The organism is Actinomycetota bacterium, from assembly GCA_041658565.1.
GTDB lineage: Bacteria > Actinomycetota > AC-67 > AC-67 > AC-67 > JBAZZY01.
The window spans coordinates 1-11,210 of the sequence record JBAZZY010000044.1 but is presented as its reverse complement, the minus strand read 5'-3'; the positions used below and the strand labels follow the sequence as shown (position 1 = coordinate 11,210).

Sequence of the window (11,210 nt, the reverse complement as noted above, 5' to 3'; positions counted from 1 at the left end):
CGGTTCCGCTCCCCGCCGCGAGCCTGATCGATCTATGAATCGTTGGTCAGGCAGAGGGATCGCCACTCCGAGCGGCGAAAAGGGACATGCGGACGGACACGGCAACGATGAGATCATTTCTGAGGCGGGTTTCAATTCTGGCGGCCCTTCTTACGGCCGTCTGGGCACTGCTGCCTGCACCGGGTAACGCGCAGATCCCGATTCCCGGATTCAAGAAGCCGTCCCCGAGTCCGACTCCGACCACGAATCCCACGCCCACCACGAACCCGACCCCCACCACGAATCCCACGCCCACCACGAACCCGACCCCCACCACGAATCCCACGCCCACCACGAACCCGACTCCGAATCCCTCCGCGAGGCCGACGTCGTCCTCGACGCCGCGCCCGAAGGCCTCGTCGACCCCGACGAAGGGAACATCCGGTGGATCGAAGTCATCCGCCCGGAGGTCTTCGTCGGTGCGGCGGTCACAGCCGACGCAGCGATCCCTGGGACCCACCTCGCCTTCGACCTACTCTCGTGAACTTATGACCTGGCTTACGCGCGAGAAGAGCCCGGCTCATACGACGACTCGCCTGCTTGAGTTGATGCGCGCCGCAGGGATGAACTCAAGTTCTCCGCGCGACCTCGGGCGCGCCTTCGGCCGGTTCCCCGTCCTCGGGTATGTGTGGTACCAGGACGACTACGGCGCGCCGCGCTACCTGCCGTCGTTTCATCCGCACGAGGGGACGGATCTGTTTGCGGTTTCAGGCACGCCGGTCACCGCCTCGGGAGACGGGTACATTTGGAAGGTCGCCCAGGGGGGAACCAGCGGTAACGCGATTTGGTTGATGACCCCCAGCGGGCGGTACTACTTCTACGGGCATCTCTCCCGAATCGCTCGAGGCATCGCGCCCGGCAAGCAGGTTTCCTCGGGTGACATCATCGGGTTCGTCGGGGACACCGGAGTCGCGAAGGGAACCTACCCGCACGTGCACTTCGAGGTGCATCCGACCGGGACCACAGACTCGGTGAATCCGAAGAGGATCCTCGACGCATGGTTGGTCGCGGCCGAGAATCGCCTCGCAGACGCGTTGGGGGCGACGGGCGCCGATATCCCGACGCTCGGGGCTGCCAATTGGGGGACTCTCTTCGATTTGTTTGCCGACCCGAACTCGCCGCCGCCCGCGCTGTGGACGGCAGGGTTCGGCATGTCGGGAGCGACGATTGCCCTAGCTGATCTGGCGCTCGCCGGTCCGCTGTCCGAACACGATTGGACGTCGATGGACCCGCCGGTCGTTGGGGACGGCCCAGCGGGAACGCTCGACCCCGCAGTTCCCGCGTATCAGCCGCTCGGCTTGCTGCTGGCGGCGCTCGACCCGGTTCGCACCGGCGACTGATTCCTCTTCGGGAAGAGGCGGAGCCACGCCAATCCTTTGGTAGGCTCGCGGTGCCGTACGACAGGAGGGATCGCCATGGCCAAGGGCCGCGACAAGCCTAAGAAAGAAGTCAAGAAGCCCAAGCAGCCGAAGAAGGGCGGGAAGAAGTAGCCGCCGACTTCTCCGAAGGGCGCCACAACTGTGGCGCCCTCTGCACTTCCGGGGCTGGACTGCGGATCAGAATGGCGCGCGCAGGATCAGTTCGACGTTGCGGTCGATCGGCTGCCCCGTCGCCTTGCTCTTCTCCAAAGCCGAGAAGTTCTTCCCTCCGTTGGCGCCCGACTGAGGGTCGTTGTACGACAGTTCGCGCGAGATGCTCGCGAGGTCGATGACGTCGAATCCCGTGCCCGGACTCGCCGGCGCGACGTGGTCGAAGACGGTTACCCAAACAGACAGCGTGCTGTCTTTGTTGTCGAGCAGCTCAAGGATGCGCGACTGTTGCGGCCAGTCGATGTGTGACGCCGTCGCGATCTCCCAGAACCCGTACGAACCGTCGGGGCCCGGGTGCGCCACGATTCTGTTCTCGTGGACGTGTCCACCCACGTACAGCACGATGTTTGGGAATCGCGCGAGCAGCGCCGTAACTTGATCGCCGAGCACGCGTGGCTCGGTCGTGACCGGGCCGATCAGGGGGTTGTCCATCGAGTACAAGCTGTGGTGCCCTGTCAGGATCACAAGACGGTTGGTGTTGCCCGTGGTCGCCCAGTCGCCCGCAGGTGTGAGGTACCGGGAGTGGCACGAGATCAATTCGCTCTCCAGCCATTGCATCTGTGCGGCGTCCAGGCTGCCGTTCGCGTAGCCGTTCGGGTTGACTGAATCCAGGACGATCAGCCGCACGTTGTTTCCCTCATTGCGGGCGTAGTAGCCGGTGCCGCTTCGCAGGTTCTCCTGCGTGAACCCGTGTCCGACCGGGCCGGGCCGACTTGGCGTCGCGAAGTGCTGTGCGATCCAGTCGCGCGTCTTGAGGATTTCGCGTTCGCGGTCGGGCGTCGCTCCTCCCTCCGGCTTTGCTCCGCTGGTTGCTATGGCAGCGAAGGGGACACCGGCCGCCCCTTCAGTCGGGCAGTTCCCTTGCCACAGCGTGTCGTGGTTTCCCGTCATCGACAGCCACGGAACTCGCAGGCCTTCGGCCATGAACGGCGCAATCGACGCTTCGAGCAAGCCGGGAATGAGCGGGAATCCGAACTGGATTCCGTACTGGTCTCGGGATGGGTCGTCGGGATGCCAGTAAGCCGGGTTGGGATACGAGGCTCGTTGTACGCCTTCGTAGACCCCCTTCGTTCCCGAGTCCGGGGTGATCCGCCCGCCGTCGAGGATGTCGACGAACCACCGAGCTTCGTTGAGCTGGGCGTTGTCGGCCGCGTCTCCGCCGGCGAGCACGAAGTTCATTGCCGCCCCGCTCAGGGGGCTCAAAGGGATTCGGTTGACGCGTCGCACCATCGCTTCGAGGACGTGCGTCGTCAGGGGCTCGTGCGGACGCCATGCGGAGTTGAACGGGGCCGGCGACGGCGAGAAGCTCGTTGGGTCCAGGAACTCCGGCCGCAGTGGGGACTGTGTGTCGATGATGTGGATGTCGGTGAGGTGCGCGAAGTACAGCAGCGAAACTCGCGTGGTTTCACGGCCGGCGCGCGCCGGCGCCATTTCGTCGCGAACCAAGTGCGGCTCGCCGGCGCCGCCGTCTCCGAGCCGGACGTATCCGGTCGCCCCGAGGGCGCGAATCGTCTTAACCACCGTTGTTTCGTCCCACGGACCGTCGGCGAACGCTGGAGTTCCGAACAGCCGTCCGGCGCGCGTTCCCTCCAGCGCCGCTACCGCGCCCGCGCCTGCGATCGCTCCCAGGAACTGCCGCCGCGTCCAGTTCATGCCATGTCTCCCCGAGTTCGACCTTATGCCTTCCCAAGGAGTATTGGCGCCGTGGCGGGGATCTCCTGCCGATCGCGAACATGCGACGCCCCGACCCGTCATCGTGGCGGGTCGGGGCGTCTGGTTCTTCGTTGCCTACACCTGGGGGATTACGCCCAGTTGCTGCAGCATGGTCAGGTTGTCGTCGACGGCCCAGTGCTCGACGGCTTTGCCGTTGTGGACTCGTATCCAGTCGCACGAGTCCCACGAAATCCGTTTGCCGGTGGCCGGAAGACCCATGAACTCGCCGCTGTGCGTTCCGTTCATGGTGACCCTGCATGCGGCGACGTCGCCCTGCGCGATCACGTCGTGCACCTCGATCGACAATGAACTGAACCCGGTGGTCAGATCGCGAATGAGGTTCTTCACGCCTTCCCTTGTGGGTTCGTAGCTGCTTCCCGGTGGGAGCGTGTGCTCCACGAAGTCCGGCGCGAGCAACTCGTCGATCACGTCCAAGTTCCCGTTCTCCATCACTTCCTTGTAGAAGCGTGGGATCAGGTCGCGTGTCTCCAACGCATCCTCCCTTCCCCGTCGACGGTCCGACGAGTCAGATGCCGCGCGCCGCGCGCCCGCGATTCCATAGCCCAAGCGGGCGGTTCCGGGAGGGGAGGAATCAGCGATAGTTCGTAAATTGAAGCGGGATGCCGAAGTCCTTCTCTTTGAGAAGTGCGATCACGCTCTGGAGCGCGTCGCGGGTCTTGCCGCTCACGCGCAACTGATCACCCTGGATCGCGACCTGGACACCCTTGAGGTTTGCCGCCTTGACGGTCTTGACGATCTCGCGGGCCTTCTCGTCGGCGATACCCTTGTTGATGGCGATCAGCAACTTGAACGCTCCGCCGCCGGTGGGCTTGATCTCGCCGCACTGCAGTGCCTTCAGCGAGACCTCGCGGCGCACACATTTCTCTTTGAACACCTCAAGGGCGGCCTGAACGCGCTGCTCGGCGTTGGCGGAAATCGTGACTTCGAGTTCGCCGGACCAGGCGACATCGGCGCCGGTTCCTTTGAAGTCGAACCGCTGCTGTAGCTCCTTGCGCGCCTGGTTCAGCGCGTTGTCGACCTCTTGGCGGTCGATCTCGGAAACGACGTCGAACGAGGAATCTTTCGCCATGGCGTTGGGAGGGTACACTATCGATCCGCGCCTCGGGCAACTGGGGGGCTTGGGAGGATACCGAAGCGGCCAAACGGGCCTGACTGTAAATCAGGTGGCACAGCCTTCAGAGGTTCGAACCCTCTTCCTCCCACCAACAGGAACGGGATCCGTCGAAGCGATATCGGCGGGTCCCGTTCTTGGTTCTCGGGCCGGAACCGGGCGCGCGGCTTCGATTCAGTCGGCATCATCCGGGTAACGTTGTGGTGATGAGCGCGCGCCTGCAAGAGATAATTGCCGACCGAATTCGCGAGCAAGGCCCGATCGGTTTTGACGAGTACATGCGCGCGGCCCTGTACGACCCCGAGGACGGGTTCTTCTCGCGCGCGCCGGTTGGTCGCCACTTCGTAACCAGCGCGCACGTCTCCCCTGTATTCGGCGCGCTCCTGACGCGCGCACTGCGCGAGGCCTGGAACGCGCTCGGGCGTCCGGAGCCCTTCATCGTCGCGGAGGTAGGGGCCGGCGACGGGACGCTCGCACGGCGCATTCTGGAGGTTGCGGCCACCGACGCGCCCTTCGCCGCCGCCGTTCGCTACCTAACCGTCGAACAGGACGCCGCGGCACGCGCCGGGCTTGAGCGTGCCGGGCTCCCGGCTCTCGAGGCGCTGCCGCAAGAGCCATTCACCGGATGCTTGATCGCAAACGAGCTTTTGGACAACCTGCCGTTTCGTCTGGCGCGCGCCCGCGATGGGCGAACCGTCGAGGTCCGCGTCGGGCTGGCCGGAAACGACTTGATGGAAGTGGAGGTTGCGGCACCCGACGACCTGGCGCGCGCGCTTGACCCGCCGCTTCGCCCGGGAGAGGAGCGTCCCGTGTCGACGACGGCAGCCGCCTTCGTCGAAGACGTGGCCGGGGCGCTCGGGCGTGGATATGTGTTCGTGTTCGACTACGGATTCGCGTTCGGCGAAGTTCCGGAACCCGTTCGGGGGTATCGGGAGCACCGACTCGTGACGGATCTCTTGGCCGATCCCGGCGCGACCGACATCACCGGCCCCGTGGATTTCGCCGCTTTGTGCCGCACCGCGCAGGGATTCGGCCTTGAAGTCCACGGGCTCGTGACCCAGCGAGAAGCATTGATGGCACTTGGCTACCGGCGCCTCCTCGATGACATGCGGGCCGAGCAGAAGTCGTTGGAGGATACCGGCCGCTGGCGCGAGGGGATCGCAATGTACTCGGCGCGCGGACAGGCGTCGATGCTCGTCGCACCTGATGGGCTCGGGGCGTTGAAACTCGCCGTCCTTGCAACTCCCGGCCTGCCCGTCCCGAGCGCCGCGGGCTGAGTCTCAGGCGTCTTTGGCGCGCGCGCGCCTGGCGGCCTTAGCTCGCTGCTCTTCCTCCAGGCGCACCTCGGCCTCTTCGGGCGTCGGGGCGGTTCCTCCAAGGTGGGCCGGGAGCCACCAGCGATCCTCGGGCCCTGCCGGCGTCTGCGGATAGGACGACTGCGCCTCCTGGAGCAACTCGCGGATGCGATCCATCAGGCGCGCGGTTGCGGCCTCGGGATTCTCGTCGGGGGATAGGTCTATCGGCGCTCCGATGTTGACCATGATTGCGACACCGCGCTGCATGTTTCTCGGGCGCCATTTCGTGATGATCCGATGGGTTCCCCATACCGCGGCAGGGATGAGCGGCGCGCCCGTAATCTGCGCCATGCGAACGGTTCCGGTTTTGCCGGCGCGCGGAACGAACGACGGGCTGATGGTCGCCTCCGGGAACATCCCGATGATTTCTCCGCGCCTAAGCGCGTCGATCGCTGTGTCCAGACTGTCTTTGGCGGCACCGAAGCGGTCCACCGGAACGTGGCGCATCTTGCGCATGAGCCAACCGACGAAGGCCTTGTCGAAAATCTCTTGTTTTGCGAGAAAACGAACCAGTCTTCCTCGCCCTCGCGCCGCGAACCCGGAGAAGATGAAGTCCAGGTGGCCGATGTGGTTTGTCGCCAGAATCGCAGGGCCTTCGGTCGGGATGTGCTCCTCGCCGGAGATGATGACCTTCCAGCGCATGGTCTTGATCATGGCGAGGACACCGCCGATGACGCTTCGATACACAGGTTCGGCCACGAGGGCTCCGTTCGCTCGGAGAGAGGACTGACGTCCCGATGCTACAATCCCTTCCCTTCGCTGGCGTAGCTCAGGCGGCAGAGCACGGCTTTGGTAAAGCCGAGGTCATGGGTTCAAGTCCCATCGCCAGCTCGGAAACGTGCCCTTCCGGGGTGCGGTAAAGTTGCGCCCGAGGCGGGGTAGCTCAGGGGCAGAGCAAGCGGCTCATAATCGCTGTGTCGGCGGTTCGAATCCGCCCCCCGCTACGAAGGGGTATACTGCGCGGGCCTTTTGGACCTGAGAGGAACAAGTGCCGAAGAGCGAGAAGCGGCCCGGGATCACCCTCGCATGCGAGGAGTGCAAGCGCCGTAACTATCAGACAACGAAGAACAAGGTGAACGACCGCGAGCGAATCGGCTTGCGGAAGTACTGCCGTTGGTGTGGCAAGCACACCTCCCACCGCGAGACCCGCTAGCCGGGGCTCACTCCGCGTTTTGACGGCCTCCCGGCCCCGTCGTAGTTTGCGCACGGCGGAAACGCCTCCTTCCCCATAGGCGAAACTAAGGAGGACACCGTGGGTCGTTTGGACGGCAAGGTTGCCATCGTCACGGGTTCGGGACGCGGGATCGGACGTGCCACGGCGCTTCGCTTCGCCCAGGAGGGTGCAGCGGTCGTCGTGAACGACATCGATCCGGTTCCGGCCGGCGAGGTGGTTGAGGAGATCAAGAAGAACGGCGGTCGGGCCATTGCCGTGGCCGTGGACACCGTCCAGCCGGAGAACGCGCAGGCGCTCGTGAAGGCCTGTATCGACGAGTTCGGCAAACTCGACATTCTGATCAACAACGCCGGCATCACGCGGGACAAGACGTTCCACAACATGACACCCGACATCTGGGATCTCGGGATCAAGGTCAACCTCTACACCGCTTACAACACCGCGTACGCGGCGATGCCGTACATGCGCGAGGTCGCCAAGAAGGAGAAAGAAGCCAACGGCGCCGTTGCCTACAACCGCAAGATCAACTTCACATCTTCGGTTGCGGCCTTGAGCGGCAATGCCGGCCAGGCTAACTACACCGCTGCAAAGGGTGGCCTGATCGCGCTCACCAAGACGCTCGCGCGCGAACTTGGACCGTTCGGCATCAACGTGAACTGCGTGGCTCCCGGGTTCGTGGAGACGCGGTTAACGGCGGCCAAGGGCGAGGGCAACGATCTCGGAATCCCCGAGCAGACCCGCATGATGGCGTTGATGATGATCGCGCTCGGCCGCTACGGCCAGCCCGAGGACATCGCCAACGCTCACCTGTACCTGGCGTCGAACGAAGCCGACTTCGTCTCGGGCGTCTGCCTGCCCGTCACGGGCGCACAGATCGGAGGCTAGAGAATGCCAATGAACACTGCCCTAATCGGCAAGGAGTACCCGGCCTCTTCGCCCTATGAGGTGAGTCGCGAGAAGATCCGCGAATTCGCGATCGCCATCGGCGACCAGAACCCGGTCTACATGGACGAGGAGGCCGCCAAGGCCGCCGGGTATCCCGACATCATCGCTCCGCCGACGTTTCTGACCGTGCTCAGCTTCAAGTACTCGCCTCAAGTCATCGGTGACCCCGAACTCGGCGTGAACTACGCCATGGTCGTCCATGGGGAGCAGGAGTTCGAACTCTTGCGGCCGGTGCGTGCCGGCGACGTACTTGTCGGTAAGCCTCGCATCGCCAACATCGCGGCGCGTGGCCGCAACGAGTACCTGTACGTGGAGGCGGCGATCGAAACGGTGGAAGGCGAGAAGGTGGCCGTCGCGAGTGCGACGATCGTCTCGCGCGGCACGGCGCCGCAGGAGGGCTGAGATATGACGGCAAGCATCGGCTACTCCGACGTCGCCGTCGGCGACGAGGTCAAGCCCTGGACGTACAAGGTCGAGCGCATCAACCTGGTGATGTACGCAGGCGCCAGTGGCGACTTCAACTTCATCCACTGGAACGAGCAGTTCGCGAAGATGGTCGGGCTTCCCAACGTCATTGCGCACGGGATGCAGACTATGGCGCGCGTGGGGGAGTACGTCACCGCGTGGTGCGGTGACCCGGGAGCGGTCTTGAAGTTCAAGACTCGGTTCACCTCGCCGGTCGTCGTTGCGAACGAGGCTCCGACCGAGGTCTCCGTAACCGGGAAGATCGTCGAGAAGCTAGACGGCAACGCGGTGCGGGTCGAACTCAGTGCAGCCATCGGCGAACTCAACGTGGCTGCGGCCGAAGCGGTCGTCCGTCTGGCCTAGTTACGAGAACGAAGCTGCGGAAGGGGGCGCCGGTGCGCCCCCTTCGCCGTACGATGAAGGGGTGGAGAGCGCGCCCGAACACGTAAGGGAGCTTGCCCGACGCAGGCAGGTTGCTCGGAACGCGCACGACTTCGCGCTCGCCGATGCTTTGCGCGATGAGATCGCTGCGTCCGGATACGCGGTCCGGGATACGGCTGCGGGCGCAGTGGTCGAGCGCCGCGCGCGATTCGAGGCGTGCTCGCCGGAGTCGATCGCGTCGGTCCTTGTCGAGCCTCCCACGCTTGACGTTTCCGTTCACCTGCTCTACGAGGGGTTTCCCGGCGACCTCGAGCGGTTTCTTGACGGCATCGCGCGCTCGGACCTGTCGTCGGCCGAGATCGTGATAGTTGACGCGGCGTCCGGGGACGGCGACCGGATCGAGGACCTTGCGCGCGCCCACCCGGTGGCGCGGGTCTGCCATCTGGACCGTGATCCCGGCTGGGCGGTCGCGCGCAACGCGGGCCTGCGCACGAGCCTCGGGGGAACCTTGGTGATGGCCGACCTCTCCGTGGAGCCCACCGGGGAGATCTTGGAGCCCTTGCGGCGGGCCGTCGCCGAACAGACCGTCGCCGTCGCCGGCCCCTTTGGGCTCGTGAGCGATGATCTCCGGTCCTGGCACTCGTCGGACGGGCCCGAGGTTGACGCCGTCGAGGGCTACGTGATGGCGTTCCGTCGAGAAATAGCCGCGAAAGGTCTGATTCGCGACAAGTTCACCTGGTATCGCAACGCCGACATCGACTTCTCATTCCAGGTTCGCAGCGAGGGTTTGCGCGCGGTTGTGGTCCCACTGGACGTCCGCCGTCATGAACACCGGGGGTGGAGTTCCCTGTCCGACGAGGAGCGCGCGCGGCGTTCGAAGCGCAACCACTACGTGTTCTTCGATCGCTGGAAGCATCATGAGCACCTGCTGCTCGCGCGCGGGGGAGGAGGTTAGAAGCAGGACGGGTGATGTGTACGGAAGTCGCGTAACCCGCAGTCCCGTAAGCGTGTCCAACCCACCGGAGGTTATGCGTGCAACTACCGCGGGAACTTGTTGATTCCTGCCGGCGAGGTGAGCCGGGTGCGTTCGACGACATGGTGCGGGCGACACATCGATCGGTCTATGGACTGGTCCTGCGAATCGTCGGCAATCCCGACGACGCTTCGGAGGTCACGCAGGACGTCTATCTCAGGGCATGGCGTGGGCTCCGCAACTTTCGCGGGGATTCCGAGTTGTCAACGTGGCTCTACCGGATCGCCGCGAACACGGCGTTCAGCCACGTCCGCAGGCGCGCGCGCGCCGGAGTGCCCACCGACCCGGAGAACATGCCGGACGTCCCCGCAGCGGACGAGACCGAGCATCAGGCCGACGCCGACCTCATGGACCGCGCGCTGGCCCGGCTGCCCGCCCAGCACCGTGCTGCCGTCGTTCTGCGCGATGTCTACGGCTGGAGTTGTGAAGAGATCGGACGTGTGATGGGTGCGACCGAAGGAGCGGTGAAGGTGCGGTTGTTCCGCGCGCGCCAACGGCTCGCCGACGAGTTGGCGGCGTCGGGAGTCGTCGTCCCGATCAATCGAAGAAGGAAGAAGACGTCATGAGGTGCGAAGAGATCGCTCTGTACCTGCCCGGCTACCGAGGTCGCGACCTGCACGAGGCCACCGCGCGAGTCGTGGAGGATCACCTAGCCGATTGCGAGGACTGCACGGCGGCGGCGGCCCGCTTCGAGCGAGTGCACGTGGGGCTCACGTCCCTGGTCGGCCGCAATGCCGAGCCGCCGGCTCATCTGCTGGATTCGATCCTCGAGGCTGTTCACGAAAGTGGTGCGAGGAAGTTCTTCCTTCCCCCAATCCCGGCCCTTGCCGACCTGGCGCGGACGGTGCTGGATAACCGTGACGCGGTCGTCTCCGCGGCCGGAACGGCGCTGGTGGCGGCAGGGGCTGCATACGCGATGTGGCGCGCGCTGCGAGGGAGTCGCCGGATCGAACCCGCGACGTAGCGCTTCCTTTCTTCCTCCCTCCATTCCTCCCTCGGACCCTTGACGTCCCCAAGAACGAATCAGTAGCTTTGTGAGGGTTTGCTGAATTGTGGGGGGAGAATTCCGCGTCGGGCGGCCAACAACACGCAGCTTCCGTGCCGGCAACCCTGGTTTGCGGTCTGCGAAAGGAGACCGACATGCGCCGATGGATTGGTTGGGCGAACAGGTCGCGAAGCAGGTGGACCGCCGTCGGTCTTGTGCTGATGTTGGCCGTTGGGGCCACGGCTTTCGTGGTCGCAGTGGCCTTCGCCCGATCGGGGAACCGACCATCGTTTGTTGGCGCGCAGGCCTCACCTGCGCCAGAACTTTCGCCCACCCCGTCGGCATCCCCGTCGGCATCCCCGACGCCGACACCCGAGGCGTCGGGGTCGCCGGGCGTCT

Annotated in this window: 15 protein-coding genes and 3 tRNA genes; 13 read left to right on the top strand and 5 right to left on the bottom strand. The window is 65.0% G+C overall.

What is annotated here, in order from left to right:
* Positions 1–46: 46 nt before the first annotated feature.
* The gene (locus tag WDA27_14250) at positions 47–499 is read right to left on the bottom strand and encodes a hypothetical protein (GenBank protein MFA5892087.1); all 453 of its coding nucleotides are present in this window, start codon (positions 497–499) and stop codon (positions 47–49) included.
* Positions 500–527: 28 nt separating this feature from the next.
* Here WDA27_14250 and WDA27_14245 point away from each other — a divergent pair, with 28 nt between their 5' ends.
* A complete protein-coding gene (locus WDA27_14245; GenBank protein MFA5892086.1) occupies positions 528–1,379 on the top strand; it encodes a M23 family metallopeptidase in 852 nt (283 codons plus the stop codon).
* Positions 1,380–1,595: 216 nt separating this feature from the next.
* On the opposite strand, the gene WDA27_14240 is transcribed toward WDA27_14245, so the two are convergent.
* The 3 genes from WDA27_14240 to WDA27_14230 all read right to left on the bottom strand — a co-directional run bounded on the left by WDA27_14240 (position 1,596) and on the right by WDA27_14230 (position 4,431).
* The gene (locus WDA27_14240; protein ID MFA5892085.1) at positions 1,596–3,281 is read right to left on the bottom strand and encodes a TIGR03767 family metallophosphoesterase; all 1,686 of its coding nucleotides are present in this window, start codon (positions 3,279–3,281) and stop codon (positions 1,596–1,598) included.
* A 135-nt stretch (positions 3,282–3,416) separates the two neighbouring features.
* Entirely contained in the window at positions 3,417–3,833 is a 417-nt protein-coding gene (locus tag WDA27_14235; protein ID MFA5892084.1) for an ester cyclase, read from the bottom strand.
* A gap of 100 nt (positions 3,834–3,933) precedes the next feature.
* Positions 3,934–4,431: a YajQ family cyclic di-GMP-binding protein gene (locus WDA27_14230; protein ID MFA5892083.1), complete on the bottom strand. Its 498-nt coding sequence runs from the start codon at positions 4,429–4,431 to the stop codon at positions 3,934–3,936.
* A 51-nt stretch (positions 4,432–4,482) separates the two neighbouring features.
* Here WDA27_14230 and WDA27_14225 point away from each other — a divergent pair.
* Together WDA27_14225 and WDA27_14220 are read left to right on the top strand one after the other, a co-directional pair.
* Positions 4,483–4,567: transfer RNA gene (locus tag WDA27_14225), tRNA-Tyr, on the top strand.
* A 112-nt stretch (positions 4,568–4,679) separates the two neighbouring features.
* Positions 4,680–5,750, top strand: coding sequence for an SAM-dependent methyltransferase (locus WDA27_14220; protein ID MFA5892082.1), 1,071 nt, complete (start codon positions 4,680–4,682; stop codon positions 5,748–5,750).
* 3 nt (positions 5,751–5,753) lie between these two features.
* On the opposite strand, the gene WDA27_14215 is transcribed toward WDA27_14220, so the two are convergent.
* Positions 5,754–6,527, bottom strand: coding sequence for a lysophospholipid acyltransferase family protein (locus WDA27_14215; GenBank protein ID MFA5892081.1), 774 nt, complete (start codon positions 6,525–6,527; stop codon positions 5,754–5,756).
* A gap of 59 nt (positions 6,528–6,586) precedes the next feature.
* Between WDA27_14215 and WDA27_14210 the strand changes: the two genes are divergently transcribed.
* The 10 genes from WDA27_14210 to WDA27_14165 form a co-directional block, all read left to right on the top strand.
* Positions 6,587–6,659: transfer RNA gene (locus WDA27_14210), tRNA-Thr, on the top strand.
* 41 nt (positions 6,660–6,700) lie between these two features.
* Positions 6,701–6,772: transfer RNA gene (locus WDA27_14205), tRNA-Met, on the top strand.
* 44 nt (positions 6,773–6,816) lie between these two features.
* Positions 6,817–6,981, top strand: coding sequence for a 50S ribosomal protein L33 (gene rpmG, locus WDA27_14200; GenBank protein ID MFA5892080.1), 165 nt, complete (start codon positions 6,817–6,819; stop codon positions 6,979–6,981).
* A 99-nt stretch (positions 6,982–7,080) separates the two neighbouring features.
* Positions 7,081–7,887 (top strand): 3-oxoacyl-ACP reductase family protein, encoded by an 807-nt coding sequence (locus WDA27_14195; protein ID MFA5892079.1) that lies wholly within the window; start codon positions 7,081–7,083, stop codon positions 7,885–7,887.
* A gap of 3 nt (positions 7,888–7,890) precedes the next feature.
* Entirely contained in the window at positions 7,891–8,349 is a 459-nt protein-coding gene (locus WDA27_14190) for a MaoC family dehydratase N-terminal domain-containing protein (protein MFA5892078.1), read from the top strand.
* Between the two features lie 3 nt (positions 8,350–8,352).
* On the top strand, positions 8,353–8,775 hold the full coding sequence (locus WDA27_14185) for a MaoC/PaaZ C-terminal domain-containing protein (protein ID MFA5892077.1): 423 nt from the start codon (positions 8,353–8,355) through the stop codon (positions 8,773–8,775).
* 61 nt (positions 8,776–8,836) lie between these two features.
* Positions 8,837–9,748, top strand: a complete 912-nt coding sequence (locus WDA27_14180; GenBank protein MFA5892076.1) for a glycosyltransferase — start codon at positions 8,837–8,839, stop codon at positions 9,746–9,748.
* A gap of 77 nt (positions 9,749–9,825) precedes the next feature.
* Entirely contained in the window at positions 9,826–10,392 is a 567-nt protein-coding gene (locus WDA27_14175; protein MFA5892075.1) for a sigma-70 family RNA polymerase sigma factor, read from the top strand.
* Complete coding sequence (locus WDA27_14170) at positions 10,389–10,790, top strand: zf-HC2 domain-containing protein (GenBank protein MFA5892074.1); 402 nt, start codon at positions 10,389–10,391, stop codon at positions 10,788–10,790. Before WDA27_14175 ends, WDA27_14170 begins: the two co-directional genes overlap by 4 nt.
* Before the next feature lie 176 nt (positions 10,791–10,966).
* Positions 10,967–11,210 (top strand): hypothetical protein (locus WDA27_14165; GenBank protein ID MFA5892073.1); only part of this gene is annotated, 244 nt, incomplete at its 3' end.

Bases quoted from the DNA above. Each gene is read 5' to 3' on its own strand.
- WDA27_14245 (MFA5892086.1), top strand. From the start codon at position 528: ATGACCTGGCTTACGCGCGAGAAGAGCCCGGCTCATACGACGACTCGC.
- WDA27_14240 (MFA5892085.1), bottom strand. From the start codon at position 3,281: ATGAACTGGACGCGGCGGCAGTTCCTGGGAGCGATCGCAGGCGCGGGC.
- WDA27_14230 (MFA5892083.1), bottom strand. From the start codon at position 4,431: ATGGCGAAAGATTCCTCGTTCGACGTCGTTTCCGAGATCGACCGCCAA.
- WDA27_14220 (MFA5892082.1), top strand. From the start codon at position 4,680: ATGAGCGCGCGCCTGCAAGAGATAATTGCCGACCGAATTCGCGAGCAA.
- WDA27_14190 (MFA5892078.1), top strand. From the start codon at position 7,891: ATGCCAATGAACACTGCCCTAATCGGCAAGGAGTACCCGGCCTCTTCG.
- WDA27_14185 (MFA5892077.1), top strand. From the start codon at position 8,353: ATGACGGCAAGCATCGGCTACTCCGACGTCGCCGTCGGCGACGAGGTC.
- WDA27_14170 (MFA5892074.1), top strand. From the start codon at position 10,389: ATGAGGTGCGAAGAGATCGCTCTGTACCTGCCCGGCTACCGAGGTCGC.